Consider the following 24,957-nt stretch of genomic DNA (forward strand, 5'->3'; position numbering starts at 1 on the left):
GGATTTCCGACCTTTCCGACGCTACGGAGAGCCGCGGGCGCCCGGATCGGCGCCAGGGTGGGTCCCGGGTGGAAAGCGCGACGGGCGTCTCTCCACCCGGGGGTGGAGAGACGCCCGTCACGAGCCGCGGTGCGCTCAGGTGTCGATGCGCGAACGGTCCAGAGTGGCGGCGGAGTTGGTGATGAACTCCTTACGGGGCGCCACTTCGTTGCCCATCAGGAGGTCGAACGCCTTCTCGGCCGCGTCGAGGTCGCTGATGTTGATCCGGCGCAGGGTGCGGTGGCGCGGGTCCATCGTCGTCTCCGCGAGCTGGTCGGCGTCCATCTCACCGAGGCCCTTGTAGCGCTGGATGCTGTCCTTGTAGCGGATCTTCTTGGCCTGGAGTTCGAGCAGCGTCTGGCGCAGTTCGTTGTCCGAGTAGGTGTAGATGTACTTGTCCTGGCCCTTTTTGGGATTCGTCAGTTCGACGCGGTGCAGCGGCGGGACGGCGGAGAAGACCCGGCCCTGCTCGACCATCGGCCGCATGTAGCGCTGGAAGAGGGTCAGCAGCAGGATGCGGATGTGGGCACCGTCGACGTCCGCGTCGGCAAGGAAGATGACCTTGCCGTAGCGGGCGGCGTCGATGTCGAAGGTGCGGCCGGATCCGGCCCCTATGACCTGGATGATGGCGCCGCACTCGGCGTTCTTGAGCATGTCCGAGACCGATGCCTTCTGGACATTCAGGATCTTGCCGCGGATCGGCAGCAGCGCCTGGAATTCCGAACTCCGCGCCAGCTTCGCGGTGCCCAGTGCCGAGTCACCCTCGACGATGAAGAGTTCGCTGCGGTCGACGTCGTCGCTGCGGCAGTCCGCCAGCTTGGCCGGCAGCGAGGAGGACTCCAGCGCCGTCTTCCGCCGCTGGGCCTCCTTGTGCTGGCGGGCGGCGATGCGCGTACGGGCCGCGGCGACGATCTTCTCCAGGACGGCGCGCGCCTGCTGCTTGTCGTCCCGCTTCGTCGAGGTCAGGAACGCCTTCAGCTCCCGGCTCACCACCTGGGCGACGATCCGGGAAGCCGCGGAGGTGCCCAGCACCTCCTTGGTCTGGCCCTCGAACTGCGGCTCCGCGAGCCGGACGGTCACCACCGCGGTGAGACCCTCCATGGCGTCGTCCTTGACGACGTCGTCCTCGGCGACCCTGAGCAGCTTGCTCGACCGCAGGACCTCGTTGACGGTCTTGGCGACCGCCCGCTCGAAGCCGGAAACGTGGGTGCCGCCCTTGGGGGTGGCGATGATGTTGACGAACGACCTGACCGTGGAGTCGTAGCCGGTGCCCCAGCGCAGCGCGATGTCGACGCCCAGTTCCCGGGTGACTTCGGTCGGTGTCATGTGCCCACGGTCGTCGAGGACCGGGACGGTCTCCTTGAAGGTGCCCTGGCCGGTCAGCCGCAGGACGTCGCAGACGGCCTTGTCCTGCGCCAGGTACTCGCAGAACTCGCTGATGCCGCCGTCGTAGCGGAAGGTCTCCTCGGTCTTGCCGGCACCGTCGATGCCGCGCTCGTCGCGGACGACGAGGGTCAGCCCCGGCACGAGGAAGGCTGTCTGCCGGGCGCGGGCGTGCAGCGTCTCCAGGGAGAGCTTGGCGTCCTTGAGGAAGATCTGCCGGTCGGCCCAGTAGCGCACCCGGGTGCCGGTCTTGGTCTTGGCGATCCGCTTGCCCTTGATCAGGCCGTTGCCCGGGTCGAACGGGGCGTCGGGGCCCGATTCGGTGAAGATCCCGGGGACGCCGCGGCGGAAACTGATCGCGTGCGTCTTGCTGCTGCGGTCGACCTCGACGTCGAGCCGCGCGGAGAGGGCGTTGACGACGGAGGCACCCACACCGTGCAGACCGCCGGAGGCCGCGTACGAGCCGCCGCCGAACTTTCCGCCGGCGTGCAGCTTGGTCATCACGACCTCGACGCCGCTCAGGCCGGTCTTGGGCTCGACATCGACGGGGATGCCGCGACCGTTGTCGCGGACCTCCACCGACCCGTCGTCGTGGAGGATCACCTCGATGTGATCGCAGTAGCCGCCCAGGGCCTCGTCGACGGAGTTGTCGATGATTTCCCACAGGCAGTGCATCAGGCCGCGACTGTCCGTCGAGCCGATGTACATGCCGGGGCGCTTGCGGACGGCCTCGAGGCCCTCGAGGACGAGCAGATGCCGCGCGGTGTAGTTGGACCCGTCCCGGTCTGCCCCGGTCAGCACTGCGGTGGACGGCACGGACATCTCGGCGGTCACGCGGTTCGCTCCTCGCTGAATTTCTGGCAGTCCGCATTCCGCGGACTCGGTTGTGGCGGTGTCGCCGGTGAGAGGGTACCGAGGCCCAGTAGAGCCGATGTGACGCCACCCGTACGCATGCTCATGGTAGTAGAATTTCGCTCGTACGTTCGATCGCTCGTTGGGGTGACGTCCGGATGACGTGCACATCACGTTCCCTTCGAGGCATGAACCATTTAGGCTCCGGGCACGTCCTCATCAACAACCGGCAAGCCAGCCGGGGGGACAGACCCAGCACCCAACGTGAATCAGACCACCAAGCAATACGGCTCATTCGCCGCCACCCGGCAGCACCCGGCCCCCTCGAAGAATTTTTTCGAGGAAAAGGCACGAGCGGGAACGTTTTCGGCCTGGTTGGATGTTGACCCTGGTACGACAGCTCGTCGAGCTAGAGAAGAGGCGACGTGACTACTGTTCTGACACCCGCGAGCCCGCTGACGGCCGCTGACCGCTGCGACCGCTGCGGCGCCCAGGCATACCTGCGCGTCGTCCTGATGTCCGGCGGAGAACTGCTCTTCTGCGCCCACCACGGTCGCAAGTTCGAGCCAGAACTCAAGAAGATCGCCGCGGAAATACAGGACGAGACGGAGCGGCTGACCGCCCCTCCGGCGTCTGCGTCCGACGAGGAACGCTGACACTTCGCATCCACGACGAGCGAGCAGCGGCAAAGCGCCGTGCGGCGGGCGGTTCCCCGGCACCCCGGGGAGACCGCCCGCACTCGTGCGTCCGCTCACCTCTCACCCATCGCTCCCCGCGTCTCAGCCGGCCCCATGTGCCGCCACCGCCGGGAGCAGGGCCGAGGCCCGCGTGTACACCCCGGGATTGCCTGCCTGCCCGCAGCCGGTCCCCCAGGACACCAGCCCCACCAGTCGCCCGCGCACGACCAGCGGCCCGCCGCTGTCCCCCTGGCAGGCGTCCCGGCCCCCGTCCGGCTCCCCCGCGCACAGCATCGACCGGGACCGGTAGGTGCCGTCCGCGGTTCCCGGATAGGCCCGCGTGCAGATGGCGTCGCGCAGCACATTGACGTGCGCGGACCGTAGCCGTGTCGCATAGCGACCCGCGCCGGTGGTGTCGCCCCAGCCGTAGACCGTGGCCCGGCCGCCCGGCCGGTAGGCGGCGTCACGCAGTCCCGCTATGGGGATGGGTCGGTTCGGGACGGGCCTTTCGAGCGTGAGGACGGCCATGTCGCCCTCGTTCGTCCACCTGTCATAGCGGGGATTCACCCAGATCTTGGCCGGCTTCAGCTCCTGGCCACCACCACCGGTCAGATTGTCCCGGCCGACGACGATCCGCAGGTCCTTCACCTGCTGCCACGGGACGCCCAGCACCTCCTTGCTCAGGCAGTGCGCGGCGGTGACCACCGTGGAGTGCCCGACGAGCACCCCGCCGCAGAACTGTCCGGACCGCTGGGCCCCGAAGCGGTCGTGGGAGGCCAGGGCCACCGCCCAGGGGCTCTGGGACAGCTGGGCGGGCTTTCCGCCGATCACCGATTCGTCCGCCACCGCCGACGCCGGCAGCGCAAGGACCAGCGCGAGGGCTCCACAAGCGGCGCGTGCGCTCCGACGCATACGAGCTCCTGACTCTCGGACAGTGTGCGCCCACCCAGAGTGACCCGAATCGGCCTCGCCGCGCACTCGGACGCGCGACGAGCCCGGCCACTCCACACTGGAGTGCCGGGCTCGTGGCGTTAATCAGGCCGGTTGGACTAGTCGAGGTAGTCGCGCAGCACCTGGGAGCGGGACGGGTGACGCAGCTTGGACATCGTCTTCGACTCGATCTGACGAATCCGCTCACGCGTGACGCCGTAGACCTTGCCGATCTCGTCGAGCGTCTTGGGCTGGCCGTCCGTGAGGCCGAAGCGCATGGAGACCACGCCGGCCTCGCGCTCGGAGAGGGTGTCCAGCACCGAGTGCAGCTGCTCCTGCAGGAGGGTGAAGCTGACCGCGTCGGCCGGGACGACCGCCTCGGAGTCCTCGATGAGGTCACCGAACTCGCTGTCGCCGTCCTCGCCCAGCGGGGTGTGCAGCGAAATCGGCTCGCGGCCGTACTTCTGGACCTCGATGACCTTCTCGGGGGTCATGTCGAGTTCCTTGGCCAGCTCCTCCGGGGTGGGCTCGCGGCCCAGGTCCTGGAGCATCTGGCGCTGGACGCGGGCCAGCTTGTTGATGACCTCGACCATGTGGACGGGGATACGGATGGTGCGGGCCTGGTCGGCCATGGCGCGGGTGATGGCCTGGCGGATCCACCACGTCGCGTAGGTCGAGAACTTGTAGCCCTTGGTGTAGTCGAACTTCTCGACCGCGCGGATCAGACCGAGGTTGCCCTCCTGGATCAGGTCCAGGAAGAGCATGCCGCGGCCGGTGTAGCGCTTGGCCAGGGAGACGACCAGTCGGAGGTTGGCCTCCAGCAGGTGGTTCTTGGCCCGCCGGCCGTCCTCGGCGATGATCTCCAGCTCACGCTTGAGCTTGGGGGCGAGCTTGTCGGAGTTCGCCAGCTTGTCCTCGGCGAACAGACCCGCCTCGATGCGCTTGGCGAGCTCGACCTCCTGCTCGGCGTTGAGCAGCGGGACCTTGCCGATCTGCTTGAGGTAGTCCTTGACCGGGTCGGCCGTGGCGCCGGCCGCGGCGACCTGCTGCGCCGGGGCGTCGTCCTCGTCGTCGTCGGACAGCACGAAGCCGGCGTTCTCGGCGCCCTCGGCGGCCTCGGGAGCGTCCTTGCCGGGGGTCGGGGTCTCCTCGACCACGTCCTCGTCGAGCAGCTCGTCGACGTCCTTCTTGGACGCGGTCTTCTTCGCGGTGGCCTTCTTGGCCGTGGTCTTCTTCGCGACCGTCTTCTTGGCGGTCGTCTTCTTCGCCGCTGCCTTCTTCGCAGGCGCGGACTCGGACTCACCGGCCGTCGGGTCCGCCACGGGGGCGGGGGCGGCGGCGGTGGTCTTCTTGACCGTGGCGGTCTTGGCCGCGACGGTCTTGGTGGCGGTGCGCTTCGCCGGACTCTTCGCTGCGACGCTCTTGCGGGTGCGCTTGGGCGCCTCTGCGGCACTGACCATCAGCGTCACACCCTCCTCGTCGAGGATCTGGTTGAGGCTGCGCAGAACGTTCTTCCACTGGGTTGGCGGAATCTGGTCAGCCTCGAAGGCCCGACGCACGTCATCGCCGGCGATCTGCCCATCTGCCTTTCCCCGCTCGATGAGCGCCATCACAGACTCGGACTCGGCGATCTCCGGCGGGAGCGTACGGGATGTGCTGGCCGACACGAACAACCTCTCGGAACGATGGAAACGGCTTCCGACCCCGTCCACTGTGGATCGGAGCCGACGACCGCCGGTGGGGATGGACCGACGGCGCAGGGGCAACCGGGGAGTTGAACAGCGTCACGAACGCCGCTCGTATTCCCTCCTCGGCTATCACCTCTTAAGTCATCGCGCTTCCCTGAAGAGCGTTACGCCCAATCTGCGTGGCCCGAGTCACACCCCATAACGACCCATTCCCAGTCATATGACATGCAACCCTCCCAAGGTCCTGCGCCGGATCCGGTCGAAGCCCCGGATCCGGCGGTCCTGTGCGCCTTCGCCGCGTACGGCGTGCCCCGCCCGAGGGGGTACGCGGGGCACGGGGGTCGCGCGGCGCCTACGATCCGTACGCGGTCGGGTACGGGGCTTCAGTGCTCGCGGGGCGCGGGGACGACGTGGTCCACGGGCGTCCCGGGGCCCTGGCCGGCGCCCTCGCTGTGGGCGGCGAGGAGCTGGCGCATCGCCGATTCGGCCGCCGGGGCGTCGGCGGCGCCGATGGCGTCGACGACCCGCATGTGCTGGCCCACGGACGTGTCGACGGGCCGCTCGCAGCCGCCTCCGGGACCGCCCGAGACGTGCAGGGCGGCGGAGACGATGCCCGAGAGGTGCTCGAGCATCCGGTTGCCGGCGAGCTGCAGCAGCAGCGAGTGGAACTCGGCGTCGGCGCGGGAGAAGGTCATGGTGTCGCCCTGGGCGGCGGAGTGGCCCATGATCTCGACCATGTCGGCGAGCCGCTGCTGGATGTCCTCGCGGCCGTGCCCGGCGGCGAGCCGGGCGGCCAGCGGCTCGATGGTCCAGCGCAGCTCGCACAGCTCCCGGCGCTGGTCGTCGCGCTGCGGCCCGTAGGCGCGCCATTCGATGATGTCGGGGTCGAGGAGGTTCCAGTCGCTGACCGGGCGCACCCGGGTGCCCACGTTGGGGCGCGCACTGACGAGGCCCTTGGCCTCCAGGACGCGCAGCGACTCGCGGACGACGGTGCGGGAGACCTCGAAGCGCTGGCCGATCTCCTCGGGGACGAGCGGGCGGTCGGCGCCGAGATCGCCGGAGACGATCATCTGGCCCAGCTGCTGGACGAGTTGTCCGTGCAGTCCACGGCCACGGCTGCCCGCCGCGCGTCGACCGACCCTGCCGATATCTGCTTCCGGGCTGTCCCAGACCTGCGAAACACGCTCGGCGCGGTCCGGGCCGGCTGCGTTGTTTGCGTTCGCAGCGTTGGCGGCGTTCGCGTAGGGGTAGCGGTCAAGCTCGCCCGGGCCTGCGAGGCCGGTGTCGCCGGGGCGAGCCGCGGTCATCATGGTGTGCGCAAGGGTACTCACGAATCCTTTGTCGGCGACACCCTTAACGCCCTTGAGGTCTTTGGTGAAAAGCACACGAAAGGGTGATCGCCCCCCATCCCTGAATTGACGCTTTATCGGAAAGAAATGCGCTCCCTGCGGCGAGTTATGGACAACGCCCATCACAACGCAGCGTCAAAACAGGTGCTTTATTCGGTCAGAACACGAAGCTCTCCGCCACCATGGCTACATCACCGCAGGCCAGAGCGGTTAGCGACCAACACGGGGGCGCATTCCGAGAATTGATTCACGAGCCGGCTCACGACCGAAATGCCTCGGTCGATTCCGGAGGGCCGCTTGACGGGCCGACCGGAGATCACTAGGCGCCGGAAGCCTCGACGGGGGCGTCGCGCGGTGCGGCGGCCAACCCTCATACGACGGAACTGAGTACGCCCCGGACCGGCGCGTCCGCCGTTGCACCGGCGTTGCGCTTCACGGCAGTTGAGGAGTGACGGGCGGCGCGGCCGGCCGCGGGCACCCGACGGCCGCGGGCGCCGCGTCACCGGCTCACACCGGCGCCCCGGCGGCGTGCGCCGGGTTCAGACCTCAGGGCGCAGCATCGGCGGGTTGAGCAACGTCGCCCCACCCGCCCGGAACAGTTGTGCGGGCCGGCCGCCCTGCCGGGTGGTCGTGCCGCCCGTCGGGACCAGGAACCCGGGGGTGCCGGTCACCTTGCGGTGGAAGTTGCGGGGGTCCAGCGCCACGCCCCAGACCGCCTCGTAGACCCGCCGGAGCTCGCCCACGGTGAACTCGCGCGGGCAGAAGGCGGTGGCGAGGGAGGAGTACTCGATCTTCGAGCGGGCCCGCTCGACACCGTCGCTGAGGATCTTGGCGTGGTCGAAGGCGAGCGGTGCCCCCATCTCGCCCTCGCGGGCGCGGGAGTCGTCCTGCTCCAGCAGGGTCTCCACCGGGGCCCAGCGCGCGCTGTGGGCATCGCCGCCGGCCGTGGGGGCGGGCAGGTCGGGGGCGAGGACCAGGTGCGCGACGCTGACGACGCGCATCCGGGGGTCGCGCTTGGGGTCGCCGTACGTGGCGAGCTGTTCGAGGTGTGCGCCGTAGACGGGTGACGGACCCTCGGGGGACTGCGCGTGCAGGCCGGTTTCCTCAGCGAGTTCCCGGGCGGCCGCGTCCCCGAGGTCCTCGTCGGCCCGGACGAACCCGCCGGGCAGCGCCCAGCGGCCCTGGAACGGCGGCTCACCGCGGCGTACCGCCAGCGCACACAGGGCATGGCGGCGCACGGTGAGCACGACCAGGTCGACGGTGACAGCGAAGGGCGGGAAGGCCGACGGGTCGTAGGGAGGCATGGCGCGATCATAGTCGTCCGCCTGACGATAAACAGGTCCGCAAGGACACCTCACGCCCCCAGTTGCAGACCTTCCGCCGCCGCCTCGACCATGCCCATGCCGAGTCGGCTGACCCGCAGGGCGAACGGCTGCTCCGCGACGCTCAGGCCGGTGAGCTGTATCGCGCCGAGCGGGGCCGTGCCGAGCGGCCGCAGGGACACCGTCCCGGCGGGGACGTCGGGACGCAGACCCGTGAGTGCGACGAGGAGGTGCACCGCGCCGGCCGCCGCCACCGCCGCCGGGCGGCAGGCCGCCGGGTGCGGAACGGGGGCTCCGTCCTCGGTGCGCTGCTCCCCCGCGTACATCTCGGGGAGGCGGTACCCGAAGCTCTCCGCGGCGTCGAGAACACCCTTCGTCAGCGCGCCGGCCGTCCGCTCGTGGCCGGCCGCGGCCAGCCCGGCGGCGGCGACGGCCGTCTCGTGGACGCGGACCGCGCCGCTGCGGTGGCCGAAGGGGTTGTAACTGCTCTCCTTGGCGCCCAGCGCCCGCAGTCCCCACCCGGAGTCCATCGCCGGGCCGCCCAGCAGCCTGGCGAGCTGGTCGGTCTGTGCCGCGTCCAGCAGACCGTCGGCGAGGGTGCCGCCGCCGAGCAGACCGGGGTCCAGCAGATGGGCCGCGGTGGATCCGAGCGGGGAAACCGGTCGCCCGTCGGCGGTGAGCAGGGCGGCCGGCCGGCCGCCCGAGCGATCCTCGATCCAGAAGTCCGTACGGAACCGTGCGCGCAGCTCCGCGGCCCATTCCCGCAGGACCACCGCGTCGGACGATCCGTACGCCTCCAGGAGGTCCGCGCCCAGGAGTGCGGCGCGATGGGCGTGGGCCTGGGTCTCGCAGCGGTACGGCCCGCCGGGCGCGGGGTCGGGTACGTAGCCGGCGCGGCCGCCGCCCCGTCCCTGGGGGTCGCCGGCGATCCGCAGCCATCTCAGGCAGCGCTCGGCGGCGGGCAGCAGCCGCTCGACCTCCTGCTCCGGGAGCCCCCAACGGCGCGCCTCGGCAAGGACGGTGGGGAACAGCAGCGTCGCCTCGATGCCGGTGCAGCTCGGCGGGGCGTGCGGGCTGGCGTCCCGGAGCGCGCCGGGAAGACGGCCGAAATCTGCTCCCGGCGTGGTGTGTTGGCTCCGGGCGAGCGCGCGCAGGGTGCCCGCGGCGAGCCGCGTGCCGAGCGGCAGCAGCATCCGGGCGGCCCAGAGTGCCTCGGCCGGTGCGAGGCCGCAACGCCACGGGAAGCCGCCCGCGACGTAGACGTCCGTGGGCGCGGCCGGGTCACGCGTGACGAGGCCGTAGAGATCGTTGAGACCGGCCGTCATGAGGGTGTCGGCCCGGTGGTCGTCACATTCCAGCCGGGCGTCCGCCCAGGGGCGCGGGGGCCGGTCGCCGCGGGTCCGCGGCGCGAACATCCCGCTGCGCGGCCCGGGGATGCGCGCGCTCCCGGACCGTCCGGGCCCGGTGGAGGGGCCGCCGCCCGGGACTTGGGGGGCGCGTTCCAGTGCGGCGCGCAGTTCGATCGTGCGCCGTCCGCCGGGCGGCAGTTCCAGTTCCCAGCGCAGCAACCCGGCCGAGGCCAGGGCGTCCTGCGGTGGGGGCGTCGCGGAGACCACGGCGTGTACCCCCGGTCCGGACCAGCGCAGCCCGGAGCCGTGCACGGTGGCCCGCAGCTCGGGGCCGGGAAGGCCCACGGCAACGGCCCCGAGCTCGGCCAGATCCGTGCCGAGTCTGATCTCGACCGGGAGCCGCACGGGCCGCGCGGCGCTGCTGCGGAAGGTGATCTCCTCGGTGCCGTCGGCGTACCGCAGGCGCTCCATGCGGATCTCCGGGTCGGGGCCGCGCTCCCCGCTCCTGCGGATCGTGCCGAGGAAGCGGGCACGGCCGGGGCCCGTCAACCGCCCCTGGACGATGACCGGTTCGCTGCCCGCGACCCGGAGCGCGCAGTGGGACAGGATCCGCCTGCCGTCGCGGTAGAAGCCGTCCAGGCCGTCGCCGGTCAACTGCCCGGAGGCAGGCGACACCGCGAGGGCCGGCAGGGCCACGCAGACCAGCGACGTGTGAACGGGCTGCGGCTGCGGTGCCCGGGACGGTGCCGCGCGGCGCTCTTCGGCCGGGCGGCGGGCGGGTTGGGTGGTGGGGACGATGCCTGGCACGCTGTGCGCTCCCTGAGGGGGTCGGGGCTCCGTAGGGCCTACGCCACTCAGGTGAACGGTGCGGCCGGCGCGCAGGTCACGGCGGCCGTCCAGGGTTGGTGTGATCATCGCCGGCTCCGGTCGTCGTCCCGGCCGGCCCGGCGCCTGGTACGCCGGTCGGTCGTACGGCCGCCGGGGCCGGTGGCGCCGCGCGGTCCGCGGGGGCGGGTGGCGGCTTCCGGACGGGCCGGGTCCGGCCGCTTCGGGGAGCGGGGCGTCTCCTTGCCGGCGAGTGCGGACTGCGTGCCGGCGGCGGGGGCGGGCGCGTTCTCCTCGCCCATCGCCTCCCGACGCTGTTCGCGCAGGCATCGGCGCAGCGGCTCCGGGTCGAGTCCCTCGTTGATGGCACGATGCAACAGCTGGGCGAAGGTGTACTCGGGGTCCAGGGACAGGGCGTGGCTGAGGGCGATCCGCGCCGACGGCCCGTCCTCGGTGGACCAGCACACCCAGGCGGCGAGGGTGACGGGGGCCACCGCGTGTTCCGCGTAGCCGCCGGCACAGCGACGGGCGAGGGCGCGCCACAGCCGCAGGGCCGGTGCCGCGGCGGAACCGTCCATCCACTCGGCGGCGCGGTCACGGGTGCAGCGGTCCTGGAGGCCGAGGATGAGATCGGCCGCCTCGGCGTCGGTGATCAGCGCGTCGTCGCAGGCGTCCCGGGCCCGGTTGCTGCCCGAGGGGGTGTCCTGACGGAACCGGTGGATCATCGCTTCCGCCAGGTCGAGGGTGGCCCGGCGGACCGCTAGGGCGCTCTCGTTTCCGAGCATCCGCGGGACCAGCGCGCCGGCCGCCTTGTCCAGGGCCTTCTCCTGCTCGGCTCCCCGCCGTCCGGTACGGGGCTTCAGCCGCGCCTCCATCTCCTTGAGCGAGCCGCGCACCTGCATTCCCGCGTATGCGGCGGCGGCCGCCATCACGGACGTACCCGGCATGACCATCGGGGTGCCCTCGGCGGGGCAGCAGCGGAAGTCCGGGCAGCAGTAGGACCAGAAGCGGCCGTTGGAGAGGCACAGTGCTTCGAGGACCGGCACGTCGAGTGCGCCGCACGCGGTGCGCAGTCGCTGGGCGAGCGGGCGCAGCCGGTCCTTGACGTCGCGGCCGGTCTCACCGGGCGCGGGCTCCTGGCAGAGGTAGACGATGATCGCCGCGGGTGGGGCCGCGTCGTCCGGGCCCGCCGAGATCAGACAGTCGGCGAGTTGGTCGGCGACGTCCGGCCACTGGGCGGTGTCGGCGGGGATGCCGAGCCGGACCCGGCCGCCGAAGCGTCCACGCTCACCGTGCAGCGCCACCATCACGATCGAATCGTCCGGATAGAAGCCCATGAGATAGGGCAGGGCGTCGGCGAGTTCGGCCGGGCCGCGCAGGGTGACCTGGGTTTCGGCGGGAGGGGCGGCTTCCGTGTGGGCGGCGGTGAAGGACTGGGAGGCGGGCGCGGAGTTCTGCGCGGAGTCGGATTGGCCGGCGGGCGTTGAGTGGGCGGTCTTCTCGGTGAGATTTGCGGGGTCTTTACGCTCGGCGTTATTCGCGCTCGCGTCGTTATTCGCGGAGTCGGAGTCGGAGTGGGAGTGGGTGGAATTCACGGAGGCGGAGGCCGGGTCGGTCGGGGAGACCGGCGGCGCATTTTCCGTGGAGTTGCTGTCGATGCCGTGCTTGCTCGGGTCGCTGTGCGGATTCATGGCTCGAAGATCCCGCGATTCGCCTCCGCCCCGCGACCCCTGTGGATAACTCCCGGGTGACGGGGTTATCCACAGTTTCGGGTGGGGGTTCGCGCGTTGTCAGTGGCATCGGGTTGCATGGGGGCATGAGCAACGAAGAGCTGCGTGCCGCAGCCGACGCCGTCCTGTCGCGCCTCGTCGGGGATCCCGGCGGGGAGGCCAGGCTGCGCGAGGACCAGTGGCGGGCGATCGAGGCGCTGGTCGCCGAGCACCGTCGGGCGCTGGTCGTGCAGCGCACGGGCTGGGGCAAGTCCGCGGTCTATTTCGTCGCGACGGCGCTGCTGCGGGAGCGCGGCAGCGGACCGACGGTGATCGTCTCGCCGCTGCTCGCGCTCATGCGCAACCAGGTCGACGCCGCCGCGCGGGCCGGGATCCGCGCGCGCACGATCAACTCCGCCAACACCGAGGAGTGGGACACCGTCCAGGCCGAGGTGGCGGCGGGCGAGGTGGACGTCCTGCTGGTGAGCCCCGAGCGGCTCAACAATCCCGACTTCCGTGATCAGGTGCTGCCCAAGCTCGCGGCGGCGACCGGCCTGCTGGTGGTCGACGAGGCACACTGCATCTCCGACTGGGGCCATGACTTCCGGCCGGACTACCGACGGCTGCGCACGATGCTCGCCGACCTCCCGCCGGATGTGCCCGTGCTCGCCACGACCGCCACGGCCAACGCCCGCGTGACGGCCGATGTGGCGGAGCAGCTGGGGACGGGCGAGGGTGCCGCCGAGACGCTGGTGCTGCGTGGTGCGCTCGACCGGGAGAGCCTCAGCCTGGGCGTGCTGCCGCTGCAGGATGCCGCGCACCGTCTCGCCTGGCTCGCGGATCATCTGCCCGAGCTGCCGGGCTCGGGGATCATCTACACGCTCACCGTCGCCGCCGCCGAGGAGGTCACCGCGTTCCTTCGCCAGCGGGGTCACACGGTGGCGTCGTACACGGGGAAGACGGAGAACGCCGACCGTCAGCAGGCCGAGGACGATCTGCTCGCCAACCGGGTCAAGGCGCTGGTGGCGACCTCCGCGCTGGGCATGGGCTTCGACAAGCCCGACCTGGGTTTCGTGGTGCACCTGGGTTCGCCGTCGTCCCCCATCGCGTACTACCAGCAGGTGGGCCGCGCGGGCCGTGGCGTCGAGCACGCCGAGGTGCTGCTGCTGCCCGGCCGTGAGGACGAGGCGATCTGGAAGTACTTCGCCTCGCTGGCGTTCCCTCCCGAGGCGCAGGTCCGGGAGACGCTGGACGTCCTGGCGGCGGCCGGCCGGCCGGTGTCGCTACCCGCCCTGGAGCCTCAGGTCGAGCTGCGCCGGTCCCGGCTGGAGATCATGCTCAAGGTGCTCGACGTGGACGGCGCCGTGCAGCGCGTCAAGGGCGGCTGGATCGCGACGGGCCGGCCCTGGACGTACGACACCGAGCGCTATGCCTGGGTGACCCGTCAGCGCGAGGCCGAGCAGCAGGCCATGCGGGAGTACGCCACGACGACGGGCTGCCGGATGGAGTTCCTGCGCCGCCAGCTCGACGACGAGGCGGCGGTGGCGTGCGGTCGCTGCGACAACTGCGCCGGTGCGCGGTTCGGCACCGAGGTCTCCGCCGCCTCGCTGGACGCGGCGCGCGGTGAGCTGGGGCGCCCGGGCGTGGAGGTGGAGCCGAGGCGGATGTGGCCTACGGGGCTGCCGGCCGTCGGCATCGACCTCAAGGGGCGCATTCCGGCGGGCGAGCTGGCGGCGACCGGCCGGGCTCTGGGACGGCTCTCGGACATCGGCTGGGGCAACCGGCTGCGGCCGATGCTCGCACCGCAGGCACCGGACGGGCCGATTCCGGACGATGTGGCGTCCGCGGTGGTCACGGTGCTCGCCGACTGGGCCAAGGGGCCCGGTGGTTGGGCCTCGGGTGCGGCGGACGCACCGCACCGCCCGGTGGGTGTGGTCTGTCTCTCCTCGCACAGCCGCCCGCAGCTGATCCGGTCGCTCGCCGAGCGGATCGCCGCGGTCGGCCGGATGCCGTTCCTGGGCACGGTGACCTCCGCGGACGACGGCGCCGAGGGCAGGATTCCGCGCAGCAACAGCGCCCAGCGCCTGCGGGCCCTGCACGGTTCGCTCGGCGTACCGCCGGAGCTGGCCGAGGCGTTGGCGTCCGCCGGCGGCCCGGTGCTCCTGGTGGACGATTACGCCGACTCCGGCTGGACCCTGGCGGTGGCCGCCCGGCTGCTGCGCAAGGCCGGCGCGGAGGGGGTGTTTCCGCTGGTCCTCGCCGTACAGGGGTAGCGGCGGCGGTTCGGCGCGCGGCCGGTGCGACGGGAGGCGACATTTGCGAATCAAGGGGCGTTAACGGGCGGGTGCGGAAATTGCTCGTTGCCCGCATCGCTGTGCGACCGCGAGAATTGGAGTTGCTTCCCCAACCGGCCGTCCGTGGTCAGGCAGGGCCATGTCGTGGTGCACCGGCGCACCCGGGCATGCCCGTTGCGCTGACGCGTAGACGAAGGGAGGAACGTGACCTTCGGCTTCGCCCCGCCCCCGCATACGTCCCCGCCCGCGTCCGCCGATCCCGCCGCCCGACTGGGCCGGATGCTGGAGCCCGCCGAATGGGCCTCCGCCGGCATCCCGTTGCTGCGCAACCCCCGCGAGGTTGTCACCGGCCTGCACGACCGTCATCGCCCGGGGCCGTCGACGGCCATCGTGGCGGTGCTCGATCTCCATGAACGGGTGACGGCCAGCGCGTCGTTCACCGAGCCCGCGGCCGCTCCCGACGGCTGGGAGTACCGCAACGCGCTGCTGACGCACCTGCGCCGGGTGATCCCGCACGACCTGCGGCTGCGTACCCCGGTGCGGACGGCGGTGCTGCTCTACTGCCGTGCGGGCGAGGCCCGTTGGACGGAGGCCGACGGCGCGTGGATGTGGGGGCTGCGCGACGCCTGCACCCTGCACGGGCTGCGCTGCGGCGCGTACATCACGCTGACGCCCGACCGGTGGCAGGTGCTCGGCGAGGGCCGCGGAGGCCGCCGCCCCGGTTCACCGGCCCCCGCCCCGCAGGGCGCGGAGGGACTCCGTGCGGCGACCGCGCGTACGACGCCACACCGTGCACGCGCGGCACGCCCGGACTCCCCCGGTACGCCCCCGCAGCGCCCGGACTCCCGTCGTGCGGCCCCGGCCCTCCCCCAGGGGGGAGTGACGCCGAGGAGCACCGGGGGCGGCGCCCCGGAAGCGCACCGGCACACGGCGGCACGCTGACCGGACCGAGTGGCGGCTCACCCCTCGGGAACGCGAGCGAGCCCGTCGGCCTCCGAGGCCGACGGGCTGCTGCGGGCGGGAGCGGTCAGGCGTTCGCGCCGAGGACGCTGTTGATCCGCTGCGGGTCACCGCAGACGATCAGCAGCGTTCGGGCACGGGCCATCGCGGAAGGCAGGGCCACCGCGGCGGTCTCGTCCGGACCGCCGTTGAGGGCGACGATCACGACGGGCCGGCCGGTGGCACGCCCGGCGGCGGCGTCCGCGTAGAACACATCGTCCGCGGCGTCGTGTTGGGCCCAGTAGGACGCCTCACCGAAGGACAGTTCGTGCGCGGCCCACGGGTGGGCGTCGCCGGTGGTCAGCACCAGGATCTCGCCCGGGGCGCGCCCGGAGTCCAGCAGCAGGTCCACGGCCTCGTCGGCGGCGTCGATGGCGCCGTCGGCAGGGGCCGGGATCAGCTGGAGCTGCGCTCCTGCGGTGCCGGTCTTGCCCGTGGGGGGCTGCGACGAGCCGGTGCGCTGCGCCGGCGGAGCGGCGACCGGCCCGCGCGGCGGGGCAGCAGGTCCGGGCTTGCCCGGACGGGCGCTGGCCGCGGGGGCGCCACGCGGAGGTGCGGGGCGAGGACCGGGGCCAGGAACAGGACGGGGGGTCGGCGCGGTGCGGCCGGCGGCCGGAGTTGCGCGGGGACCCGGGACACTCTCGTGAATCTGAGGCTCCTCGGGGATGAGAGGCATAAGACGATGTCTATCAAACATAGGTGCGGGACATGTCATCGGGTACCGAATTGATGCCCGCACCGCTCAGAAGTCGAAGCCGAGTTGGCCACCGGCTTCCAGAGCGGCTGCTTCGGGGGTGATGCGCACCTTCTTCAGATGCCGCCACCGGGGCAGGGCGTCCATGTAGGACCACGACACTCGGTGGTGCGGCGTGGGACCGTACTCCTCCAGGGCGATGCGATGGGTCGGCGAGGGGTAGCCGGCGTTGGCCGCAAAGTCGAAGTCGGCGTATTCCAGGCCCAGTTCGGCCATCATCGCGTCGCGTCGCACCTTGGCGATCACGGACGCGGCGGAGACCGCGATGCAGGACTGGTCGCCCTTGATGACTGTGCGGACCCGCCAGGGCGTGCCCAGGTAATCGTGCTTGCCGTCGAGGATGACCGCGTCCGGCCGGACCGGCAGCGCCTCCAGGGCGCGTACGGCCGCCAGGCGCAACGCCGCGGTCATACCGAGCGCGTCGATCTCCTCCGGCGAGGCATGCCCCAGGCCGTACGCCGTGACCCAGGCGCCGAGCACGTCGCACAGTTCGGCGCGGCGCTTGGGAGTCAGCAGCTTTGAATCGGTGAGTCCGTCGGGCGGTCGGCGTAGTCCGGTGACGGCCGCGCAGACGCTGACCGGACCGGCCCAGGCACCGCGTCCGACCTCGTCGATCCCTGCAACGATCTTGGCGCCGGTTGTGGCGCGCAATGATCGCTCGACGGAATGGGTGGGGGGCACGTACGGCATGGCGCCAGCAAGGTTACGCCTATTCGGGCCGGCCGTCCGCATCGGATCCGAACCTGGGGACGAATACGGGGAGCACCGGTGGGAGCGGGGGCGCCGGACACCGCTACCGGCCGGTACGCGTAGCCCGGCGCGGACGGTGTGCGGCGCACGTGTGCGGCCCCCGCGACCGGGCGTCGTGCGCGCCCGCACGGGGCCGAAGTGGCCGTCGCGCACGGCGGGTTGTGGGCATGGCTGAACGCGGGAGGGGTGGCGGACGATCATCTGGTGGCGGGGGGGGAGCCCGGTGGGCGGGTCCGGTCAGTCGGCGAGAACGGGGGCCCAGGACGGAAGGGACTCGGTGCCCTCCAGCCATGCCTGGGGCGGGGCGCCGTCGTGCCCGGCGGCGACGACGCCGCCGACGATCGCGCAGGTGGTGTCGACGTCGCCGCCGGCCTGCGCCGTGGTCCAGAACGCCCGCTCGTAGTTGCCGAGGTGCCGGGCAGCGGCCCAGAGGGCGAAGGGCACGGTGTCGTGGGCGCTGGTGCGCCGACCGCAGCCGAGCACGGCGGCGACGGTCCCGGAGTCGGCGTAGTCGAGCATGTCGCGGGCGCGGCGCAGCCCGGCCTGTACGGCGCTGCGCGGAATCAGCTCCAGTACGCCGTCGAGCAGCTGCTCGGGGCCGGTTTCGCGGGTCGGGTCGGCCACCAGGGCGGCCGCGGCGGCCACCGCCATGGCGCCGACGACGGCTTCGCGGTGCTGATGGGTGGTGTAGGCGGAGATCTCCGCCTGGTGGGTGGCCTGCTCGGGGTCGTCGGCATACCAGGCGCCGAGGGGAGCGATGCGCATGGCGGCCCCGTTGCCCCAGGAGCCCTGGCCGTTGAAGAGCGCGGAGGCCAGCTCACGCCAGTCGCCGCCCTCGCGGATCAGCCGGAGGAGGCGGTTGACGGCGGGACCGTAGCCCCGGTCGAAGTCGTGGTGCTCGGCGAAGGACCGGGCGAGGTCGTCCTGGTCGATCCGGCCGTGGGTGGTGAGCACGGCCAGGACGGAGCAGGCCATCTCGGTGTCGTCCGTCCACTGCCAGGGTCCGGGCGGCAGCCCGCGGCGCCTGAGGGCGGGGTAATTCGCGGGGACGAAGAACTGGGAGCCGAGGGCGTCACCCACGGACAGTCCGCGCAGGCTCGCCAGAGCCCGCGCACAGCGGTCTGCGTCACGGTGATCGGGGGTCATCGTTGTGCACTCTAACCGGTGATGCCATAAGGCTCGGGTTCACACCAGCGCTCGAAGGGCCGGTCGAGGGTGTAGCGGCCGTCCGGGCCGAGCAGCAGGGCGCGCCACTCCGCGTTGCCGGGGTTGGACAGCGACTCGAATTCGGCCACCGACCAGTGGAACCAGCGCATGCAGAACAGCCGCATGGTGAGGCCGTGCGTGACCAGCAGGACGTTCTGCGGGTGGTGCGGGTCCTCGAAGCTGCGCCACAGGCTTTCCAGGAAGGCGCCCACCCGGTCGTAGACGTCGGCGCCGGATTCCCCCTGGGCGAAGCGGTAGAAGAAGTGGCCGTAGGCGTCGCGGTACGCCTTCTGCCGCCGGACGTCGTCGCGGTCCTGCCAGTTGCCCCAGTCCTGCTCGCGCAGCCGGGGCTCCTCACGCACCCGGACCCTGCCGGGGTCGAGGCCGAGTTCCTGGAAGGTCTGGTGGGTCCGGCGGTAGGGGGAGACATAGGCGGAGATCCGTTCGTCGCCGAAGATCGACCGCAGCGTGGCTCCGGCCTCCTCCGCCTGCCGACGCCCCGCCTTCGTGAGAGCGAGCGCATGATCGGGTTCCCGCTCGTAGACGGTGTCGTCGATGTTCCCCTCCGACTCGCCATGGCGGATGAGAACGATGCGTCGGGGCCGAGCCATGCCGCCAGCGTAGGCCCGTACGGCAGATCAGGGGCGGCCGGGCCCACCAGGCGGACCGCGGACGTAGTTGTGTGCATGCCGCACGCGTCCGAGCCCGGCCGTCGTCGTCCCGCCGGTTCCGCCCACTCACTCCCACTCGCGGGCCCCGTCAGCCCTGCCGGCCCCGTCGGCCCCGTCAGCCCTGCCGGCCCCGTCGGCCCTGCCGGTCCACTCCTCACCGTGGACCTCGCCCGCTCCGTTCACCCGCGCTCCGGGCTTCACCGGGCGACAAGGGCCGGGCGCCCGTCGCGTATCTCATAGGTGCGGCCACCGAAGCGCCGGCGCAGCAGACGGTCGTGGGTGACCACGACCAGCGCACCGGTCCAGGCCGCCAGCGCGGCTTCGAGCTCTTCGACGAGGCCGAGCGCCAGGTGGTTGGTCGGTTCGTCGAGCAGCAGGAGATCGGCGGGGCGGGCCAGCAACCGGGCCAGGGCGAGCCGGCGCCGCTGGCCGGCCGAGAGCGCCCCGACGGGCACTTGGAGGTCGCGTTCGCGGAACAGTCCAAAGGAGAGCAGCCGGTCGGTCAGTTCCTCGGCATCGCCGGCCAGGCCCAGCCGGAAGGCGGCCAGGAGGGGTTGGGCAGGGCGGGAGACCGGTATTTCCTGCGCGAGGAAACCGATACGGCCCCGGCGGACAACCGTGCCGCCGTCCGGGGCGGTGACCCCGGCGAGGACCCGCAGGAGTGTGGTCTTGCCCGCGCCGTTGGCCCCATGGACGAGCAGGCGTTCGCCGGCGGCGACGGTGAGGGAGTCCACCGAGAGCCGGTCCCCGACCCGCACCCCGTCGAGCCGGACAAGGGTGCCGTCGGCCTCGCCACGGTCCGGCGCGGCTGTGAAGCGCAGGGGCTCCGGCGGGCGGGGAACCGGGCTCTCCCTCAGCCGGCGGAGGCGTTCCTGGGCGTTGCGCACCCTGCCGGCCACGGACGCCTGGACCCGGCCCTTGTCCCGGTCGTACGCCATCTTGTTGTTGTCCTTCATGGCCCGGCCCTGGGCCACCCCGCGTGCGGCGCCGTCCGCGAAGTCGGTGAGCTGCGCGATCTGCTCGCACCACCGGGCGTACTCCTGCTCCCAATGCCGGCGGGCGGCGGCCTTGGCGGCGACGAAGGTGCCGTACCCCTCGCCGTGGCGGACGATGCTGCGGCGGTCGGCGTCGACCTCGACGATCGAGGTCGCGATCCGCTGGAGGAAGAGGCGGTCGTGCGACACGGCGAGGACCGTGCCGCGGTGGGCGAGCAGGGCCTCTTCGAGCCAGTCCAGGGCGGCCGCGTCGAGGTGGTTGGTGGGCTCGTCGAGGAGCATGACCTCGGGCGCCGCGGAGATGAGGCAGGCGAGCCCCAGCCGGGCCTGCTCGCCTCCGGAGAGGCTGCCGAGCAGCCGTTCACGGCCCAGCCCTTCGAGCCCGAGGGCGTGCAGCGCCTTCTCGACGCGGGCGTCGGCCTCGTATCCGCCGCGCAGCTCGAAGAGCGTGAGCAGATCGCCGTACTCCGCCAGGCGGCCGGGGGGCGCCTCGCCCAGCTCACGCTCCAGCACTCGCAGCCGGCGCTCCATCCCCCTGAGGTCGGCGAGGGCGACGTCGATCGCGTCCTGGACGGTGTGCTGCGGCGGGAGGTCCGGGGTCTGCGCGAGGTAGCCGACCCCGCCGTCGGCGTGGAGCACGACGCGGCCGTCGTCGGGCCGCTCGGTGCCCGCGATGAGGCGCAGCAACGTCGACTTGCCGGCGCCGTTCTCCCCCACGACGCCCGCGCGCTCCCCGGGCCGTATCGACAGCGAGGCACCGTCGAACAGCAGGCGGTCGCCGCACGTCTTGGTGAGGTCGTGCAGTGAGATCTGAGTGGGCATGCGAGCCTCCCCCGAGCAAATGCAACCGTTGTTGCATTACGATGATGATGACACAATCCACTTACCTAACGCAACAGGAGTTGCAATTGACCGGCGAGAAGGCGAACGAGGACGCACCCGGGGTTGCCGCCCCCACCCCCGGCACCCGGCGGCCCGGCGGCCGCACCGCCCGGACCCGCGCCGCCGTCCGCGACGCCGTGCTGGCCGGCCTGAGCGAGCACGGCTACCCGGGCCTGACCGTCGAATATGTCGCCGAGCACTCGGGCGTGCACAAGACGACGCTCTACCGCCGCTGGAAGGACGTCGAGGGCCTGGTGGTGGACGCGCTGGACCTGGCGGGCGAGGACAGTTGGCTCCCACCCGACACCGGCTCGCTGGAGGGCGATCTGCACGCCCTCGCCCAGGAGGTCGTCACCTCCTTCACCGACCCGGCGGTGGCGGCCTCGGGGTCCGCGATGATCGCCGCCGGGTTCCAGTCGGAGCGCGCGGCCGAGGCGCTGCGCGCGTACTACGCGGAGCGGTTCGCGCGCTGTGAGCCACTCGTCGAGCGGGCGCTCCAACGGGGCGAGCTGCCCGCCCCCGCGACCGGCGGCGTCGACGCCGGCGCACTCGTCCGCGCCGTCTCCGCGCCGCTCTTCTTCCGCCTGTTCATCACCCGCGAGCCGGTCGACGACGCGCTGGCCGGGCAGGCCGTGGCGGCTGCACTGGCCGCCGCCCGCGCGGGGGTGTTCACGACCGTCGGCACGGCCGGCACGTAGTGGGGCGAGGTGACCCGGCGGTGCCGGGCCGGCGGCCCCGGCCCGTCACACCGTCCAGGACGGTTCGAGCTGCACCACGTCCCCGGCGATCGCCTGGACGTCCGCGGCTATCTGGGCCCGCAGGGCGAGCCGCTCCACCCGTTCGGGCCGGTACTTCCCACGCTCCGCGGCCGACTGCCACATCGACAGGACCAGGAACTCCTCCCCCGGCGCGCGTCCCAGCATCCCGCGCAGCATGCCCGGTGAGCCCGCCATCGCCGGGTTCCAGACCTTCTCCTGCATCAGCATGAAGTGATCCACCCGGTCCTGGCGCACCTGGCAGTGCGCCAGCCGCAGCACGTCGACATCGCCGAACACCGGGCGGAAGCCGACCTTCACGTCAAACTCGTGCTCGAACAAGCGGACTTGGGCGTCCTTGTAGGTGCCGACCTGGGAAGCCGCCAACCGGTCGTGGGAGCGCGCCATGAAGGAGTCGTAGAAGGCCCGGCTCTCCCAGAAGGCGACCAGATGCGCAACGCCCGGCCGCCCCCGGCTCCACCCCCCGCCCTGCCCTCGGAACCCCGGCTCACCCAGCAGCCCCGCCCATTTCCGCTGCCCCCGCTCGAACCCTCGACGGTCCACGACGGTGAGGCGAATCCACTTGACCAGCACCGCGCCATCGTACGGCCCGGGAGCGAAACCGGATCACTGCGCGTCACACTCCGACCACCCCGAACTTCCTTACGGGCGCGGGTCGACCGGCGTCAGGACCCCCAGTCGCCGTTCCACCGCCTCAGCGGCCTCCAGGCACAGGTCCTCCCGATAGGAGCACCCGATCAGCTGCACGCCGTACGGGAGCCCGTCCACCACCCCGGTGGGCACGGCCACCGCGGGAACGCCGACGAAGCTGGTCGCGGAGCACAGCCGCAGGGCGTTCTGCACCCGCCGATGGCTCTCCGTATCGCGCGCCTCCTCCCCCGGCGCGAACGGCGGGTCGGTGAACACCGGCCCCAGGACCAGCGGATACTCCTCCTGGAACACCGCCCAGTCCCGCTGGATGCCCATCCGCACCCCGGTCAGCCGCAGGTACTCGGCGAGCTCGACGGGGCGGGCCCGCTGCACCCCCATCTCGATGTAGCGGTGACCGCCCTCGCCGAGCAGCGGCTTGACCACGGGCCAGGTGGTGGCGAACTCCGTGCAGATCATCCCGCCGTACGCGTCGAGGGCGTCGTCCAGCCGTGGCACGTCCGCCACCTCGTCCACCCGGTACCCGGCGTCCCGGAGTGCGTCCGCGGCGCTCTCCAGGGCCTTGCGGACGGCGGGGTGGACGCCGTGCCCACCCGGGTCGGTCACCATGGCCACCCTGAGGGGGCGCGGAAGCGGCTCGCCGTACAGGGGCACCGGTAGCGCCCTCGGGTCACGGGGGTCGGTCCCGGCCAGCAGTTCGTACGCCAGCCGGAGATCGTCGACCGTGCGGGCCAACGGGCCGTCGACGACGAGGAGTTGCGCCGCGAGAGTGGGATCGTCCGGTCCGATGCGGTGATCGGCGGGGAACCGTCCGTAGGTGGGCTTCAGCGCCGCGACGCCACAGAAGGACGCCGGGAGGCGCACGGACCCTCCGGAGTCGTTGCCGAGGCCCAGTGCGGCCATCCCGCTGGCCACGGCCGCACCGTCACCACCACTGGAGCCGCCCGGCGTCACATCGGCGCACCACGGGTTCACGGTGTCCCCGAACAGCTCACTGCGGCTGTGGATGCCCGCCAGGACGAGGGTGGGCATGTTGGTGTGCCCGATCGGGATGCCTCCGGCCGCCCGCAGCCGCGCCACCGGGGGCGCGTCGCGTTGCGCGACGAAGTCACGGAAGCGCTCCGCACCGAACGTCGTCGGTACGCCCTCGATGGCGGTGGTCTCCTTGACCGTGAAGGGCACTCCGGCCAGGGGGCCCAGCTCGGCACCGGCCGCCCGCCTGCGGTCGACCTCCGCCGCCTCGGCCCGCGCGCGCTCGGCGAGCAGCTGGGTCACGGCGTTGACGGCGGGATTGACCTGGGCGATCCGGTCCAGATGGGCGTCGACCAGGGCGAGCGCGGACACCTCACCGGTGCGTACCGCCAGGGCCTGGGCGCGCGCCGACCTCTTCCACAGTGCGTTGTGCATGACCTTCCCTTCCCGGGGCACATCATCCGTTCCGATGCGCCCGCATCGGTTCGGCATCGTAACCTGGTAGCGATACACACGCATCGAATAAAACGGAGCGCACCGTATGCCCAAGCAGGTGGACCACGAGAGCCGACGGCGGCAGATCGCCGAGGCGGTGTGCCAACTCGCCGACGAGAGCGGCCTGGAGGGCGTCACCCTCCGCGATGTCGCGGCCCGGGCACAGGTGTCCATGGGGGCCGTGCAGCGCTGCTTCGGCACCAAGGAGGAGATGCTGGTCTTCGCGCTCGGTCACGTCGGTGAACAGGTCACCGCACGGCTGTCGGCCCGCCTGACCGCCTCGCCCGCCCAGTCCGCGCGCACGACACTGGGGCACGCGGCGAGCGAGATCTCCCTGGTCCAGGAGGAGCGGCGCGCCGAGGCACGGGTCTGGCTGGCCTTCGCCGCACAGGCCGCCGTGAGCCCGCCGCTGGCCGAAACGCTGCGCAGTAACTATGCAGATCTGCACAAGGTGTTCACCCAGCTGATCATCGAGGGCTGCGACACCCCCGCACCGGAGCGGGCGGCCCGCAGCCTCCTCGCCCTCGCCGACGGCCTCACCACCCACGTCCTGATCGGCCATCTCTCCCCCACCGCGGCGCTGGACGTCCTCGACGGACACCTCAACCAGCTCTGGAACGAGCAGACCTCCTGAGTCGCCCACCCCGCCCCACCTGGCCCCGAGGGCGCTTTCCGGCCATCCTCGGCGGACCCCAACCTGTGTCTGACCAGGGGCAGTTCCTTCCGGCCCCAGGGGGCAGCGGGCGTGACACGATGGCAGCCAACGGGAAGTCCCGGGGAGCTGCCCGCCGATCGCACGGGTCGGTCCGCCCTCCCCGGGAGATGACGAAGGGAAGCGCGGTGAGCACGCTCAACAAAGGGATCGAGAAAGTCGAGGTAACGCTCAAGTGGGACCCCAGCCCGATGGGCGCCCCGGACCATGACCTCGACATCATCGCGGCGACCTACCCGGCCGACGCTCCGCACGGCGACCCGGCCTATCTGGTGCACTTCGACAGCCGTTCGCCCGACGGGACGATCGCGCTCAACCGGGACAGCCGGACCGGCCAGGGCTTCGGCTTCGACGAGGTCATGACCCTGGAACTGGACCGGCTCTCCGACACCTACGCCCGGGTCGTGGTCGGAGTGACCATCCAGCAGGGTGAGGGCCGCAAGGTCTTCGGCGACATCGAGAACACCGCCGTACGGGTCCGCGAGGGGTACACCGACCTGGCCGTGAACGACTTCGCCGAGGTGGCGGACGCCACCGCCGCGACGGTCGCCGAATTCACCCGGGACGACACCGGCAACTGGCGCTTCCACGCGACGGTCCGGGGTTTCGACACCGACCCGGACACGTTCGCACGGTCGATGGGGCACTGACGCCCCCGGCACCCGCCGCGCGTACGGAAG

The 24,957-nt window shown here is 71.9% G+C and carries 20 protein-coding genes; 6 read left to right on the forward strand and 14 right to left on the reverse strand.

The genetic code is table 11. From position 1 onward, the window contains the following. Window positions 1-135: 135 nt before the first annotated feature. Window positions 136-2,256 carry a DNA gyrase/topoisomerase IV subunit B gene (locus SL103_RS26995; RefSeq protein WP_069571535.1) on the reverse strand — a complete coding sequence of 707 codons (2,121 nt, stop codon included), beginning with the start codon at window positions 2,254-2,256 and terminating at the stop codon, window positions 136-138. A 443-nt stretch (window positions 2,257-2,699) separates the two neighbouring features. On the opposite strand from SL103_RS26995, the gene SL103_RS27000 reads away from it, so the two are divergent. Further along, window positions 2,700-2,930 carry a DUF7455 domain-containing protein gene (locus SL103_RS27000; RefSeq protein WP_033267354.1) on the forward strand — a complete coding sequence of 77 codons (231 nt, stop codon included), beginning with the start codon at window positions 2,700-2,702 and terminating at the stop codon, window positions 2,928-2,930. Between the two features lie 123 nt (window positions 2,931-3,053). On the opposite strand, the gene SL103_RS27005 is transcribed toward SL103_RS27000, so the two are convergent. From SL103_RS27005 to SL103_RS27030, 6 genes are all read right to left on the reverse strand, one after another. Continuing rightward, a complete protein-coding gene (locus SL103_RS27005) occupies window positions 3,054-3,863 on the reverse strand; it encodes a serine protease (protein ID WP_069571536.1) in 810 nt (269 codons plus the stop codon). Between the two features lie 137 nt (window positions 3,864-4,000). Beyond that, window positions 4,001-5,548 carry an RNA polymerase sigma factor gene (locus tag SL103_RS27010; protein WP_079146306.1) on the reverse strand — a complete coding sequence of 516 codons (1,548 nt, stop codon included), beginning with the start codon at window positions 5,546-5,548 and terminating at the stop codon, window positions 4,001-4,003. 404 nt (window positions 5,549-5,952) lie between these two features. Then, entirely contained in the window at window positions 5,953-6,900 is a 948-nt protein-coding gene (locus tag SL103_RS27015) for a FadR/GntR family transcriptional regulator (protein ID WP_244304054.1), read from the reverse strand. Between the two features lie 557 nt (window positions 6,901-7,457). Then, complete coding sequence (locus SL103_RS27020; RefSeq protein WP_069571539.1) at window positions 7,458-8,222, reverse strand: NUDIX hydrolase; 765 nt, start codon at window positions 8,220-8,222, stop codon at window positions 7,458-7,460. A 50-nt stretch (window positions 8,223-8,272) separates the two neighbouring features. After that, window positions 8,273-10,285, reverse strand: coding sequence for a glycogen debranching N-terminal domain-containing protein (locus SL103_RS27025; protein ID WP_069574150.1), 2,013 nt, complete (start codon window positions 10,283-10,285; stop codon window positions 8,273-8,275). Between the two features lie 215 nt (window positions 10,286-10,500). Next, entirely contained in the window at window positions 10,501-12,105 is a 1,605-nt protein-coding gene (locus SL103_RS27030) for a DUF4192 domain-containing protein (RefSeq protein ID WP_069571540.1), read from the reverse strand. 125 nt (window positions 12,106-12,230) lie between these two features. Here SL103_RS27030 and SL103_RS27035 point away from each other — a divergent pair, with 125 nt between their 5' ends. Then, a complete protein-coding gene (locus SL103_RS27035; protein ID WP_069571541.1) occupies window positions 12,231-14,396 on the forward strand; it encodes a RecQ family ATP-dependent DNA helicase in 2,166 nt (721 codons plus the stop codon). Between the two features lie 225 nt (window positions 14,397-14,621). After that, window positions 14,622-15,359, forward strand: coding sequence for a hypothetical protein (locus tag SL103_RS27040; RefSeq protein ID WP_069571542.1), 738 nt, complete (start codon window positions 14,622-14,624; stop codon window positions 15,357-15,359). An 85-nt stretch (window positions 15,360-15,444) separates the two neighbouring features. Here the strand turns inward: SL103_RS27040 and SL103_RS27045 are convergent, their stop codons facing one another. From SL103_RS27045 to SL103_RS27065, 5 genes are all read right to left on the reverse strand, one after another. Further along, entirely contained in the window at window positions 15,445-16,092 is a 648-nt protein-coding gene (locus tag SL103_RS27045) for a hypothetical protein (protein WP_069571543.1), read from the reverse strand. 66 nt (window positions 16,093-16,158) lie between these two features. Beyond that, window positions 16,159-16,860 carry a ribonuclease HII gene (locus SL103_RS27050; RefSeq protein ID WP_069571544.1) on the reverse strand — a complete coding sequence of 234 codons (702 nt, stop codon included), beginning with the start codon at window positions 16,858-16,860 and terminating at the stop codon, window positions 16,159-16,161. A 297-nt stretch (window positions 16,861-17,157) separates the two neighbouring features. Then, window positions 17,158-18,066 (reverse strand): ADP-ribosylglycohydrolase family protein, encoded by a 909-nt coding sequence (locus tag SL103_RS27055; protein ID WP_069571545.1) that lies wholly within the window; start codon window positions 18,064-18,066, stop codon window positions 17,158-17,160. 11 nt (window positions 18,067-18,077) lie between these two features. Further along, window positions 18,078-18,737 (reverse strand): histidine phosphatase family protein, encoded by a 660-nt coding sequence (locus tag SL103_RS27060; RefSeq protein ID WP_069571546.1) that lies wholly within the window; start codon window positions 18,735-18,737, stop codon window positions 18,078-18,080. Between the two features lie 257 nt (window positions 18,738-18,994). Next, window positions 18,995-20,614 carry an ABC-F family ATP-binding cassette domain-containing protein gene (locus tag SL103_RS27065; protein WP_069571547.1) on the reverse strand — a complete coding sequence of 540 codons (1,620 nt, stop codon included), beginning with the start codon at window positions 20,612-20,614 and terminating at the stop codon, window positions 18,995-18,997. Between the two features lie 86 nt (window positions 20,615-20,700). Here SL103_RS27065 and SL103_RS27070 point away from each other — a divergent pair, with 86 nt between their 5' ends. Next, window positions 20,701-21,372, forward strand: coding sequence for a TetR/AcrR family transcriptional regulator (locus tag SL103_RS27070; protein ID WP_069571548.1), 672 nt, complete (start codon window positions 20,701-20,703; stop codon window positions 21,370-21,372). 45 nt (window positions 21,373-21,417) lie between these two features. On the opposite strand, the gene SL103_RS27075 is transcribed toward SL103_RS27070, so the two are convergent. Together SL103_RS27075 and SL103_RS27080 are read right to left on the reverse strand one after the other, a co-directional pair. Further along, entirely contained in the window at window positions 21,418-22,023 is a 606-nt protein-coding gene (locus tag SL103_RS27075) for a YdbC family protein (protein ID WP_069571549.1), read from the reverse strand. Window positions 22,024-22,092: 69 nt separating this feature from the next. Then, window positions 22,093-23,505, reverse strand: a complete 1,413-nt coding sequence (locus SL103_RS27080; protein WP_069571550.1) for an amidase — start codon at window positions 23,503-23,505, stop codon at window positions 22,093-22,095. A 106-nt stretch (window positions 23,506-23,611) separates the two neighbouring features. On the opposite strand from SL103_RS27080, the gene SL103_RS27085 reads away from it, so the two are divergent. Together SL103_RS27085 and SL103_RS27090 are read left to right on the forward strand one after the other, a co-directional pair. Continuing rightward, a complete protein-coding gene (locus SL103_RS27085) occupies window positions 23,612-24,199 on the forward strand; it encodes a TetR/AcrR family transcriptional regulator (protein ID WP_069571551.1) in 588 nt (195 codons plus the stop codon). A gap of 188 nt (window positions 24,200-24,387) precedes the next feature. Beyond that, complete coding sequence (locus tag SL103_RS27090) at window positions 24,388-24,927, forward strand: TerD family protein (protein WP_079146006.1); 540 nt, start codon at window positions 24,388-24,390, stop codon at window positions 24,925-24,927. Window positions 24,928-24,957 lie beyond the last annotated feature (30 nt).

This window comes from Streptomyces lydicus (assembly GCF_001729485.1).
Classification (GTDB): domain Bacteria; phylum Actinomycetota; class Actinomycetes; order Streptomycetales; family Streptomycetaceae; genus Streptomyces; species Streptomyces lydicus_D.

Bases quoted from the DNA above. Each gene is read 5' to 3' on its own strand.
- SL103_RS27035 (WP_069571541.1), top strand. From the start codon at position 12,231: ATGAGCAACGAAGAGCTGCGTGCCGCAGCCGACGCCGTCCTGTCGCGC.
- SL103_RS27045 (WP_069571543.1), bottom strand. From the start codon at position 16,092: ATGCCTCTCATCCCCGAGGAGCCTCAGATTCACGAGAGTGTCCCGGGT.
- SL103_RS27090 (WP_079146006.1), top strand. From the start codon at position 24,388: ATGACGAAGGGAAGCGCGGTGAGCACGCTCAACAAAGGGATCGAGAAA.
- SL103_RS27085 (WP_069571551.1), top strand. From the start codon at position 23,612: ATGCCCAAGCAGGTGGACCACGAGAGCCGACGGCGGCAGATCGCCGAG.
- SL103_RS27050 (WP_069571544.1), bottom strand. From the start codon at position 16,860: ATGCCGTACGTGCCCCCCACCCATTCCGTCGAGCGATCATTGCGCGCC.
- SL103_RS27030 (WP_069571540.1), bottom strand. From the start codon at position 12,105: ATGAATCCGCACAGCGACCCGAGCAAGCACGGCATCGACAGCAACTCC.
- SL103_RS27005 (WP_069571536.1), bottom strand. From the start codon at position 3,863: ATGCGTCGGAGCGCACGCGCCGCTTGTGGAGCCCTCGCGCTGGTCCTT.
- SL103_RS27060 (WP_069571546.1), bottom strand. From the start codon at position 18,737: ATGGCTCGGCCCCGACGCATCGTTCTCATCCGCCATGGCGAGTCGGAG.
- SL103_RS27065 (WP_069571547.1), bottom strand. From the start codon at position 20,614: ATGCCCACTCAGATCTCACTGCACGACCTCACCAAGACGTGCGGCGAC.
- SL103_RS27080 (WP_069571550.1), bottom strand. From the start codon at position 23,505: ATGCACAACGCACTGTGGAAGAGGTCGGCGCGCGCCCAGGCCCTGGCG.
- SL103_RS27020 (WP_069571539.1), bottom strand. From the start codon at position 8,222: ATGCCTCCCTACGACCCGTCGGCCTTCCCGCCCTTCGCTGTCACCGTC.
- SL103_RS27055 (WP_069571545.1), bottom strand. From the start codon at position 18,066: ATGACCCCCGATCACCGTGACGCAGACCGCTGTGCGCGGGCTCTGGCG.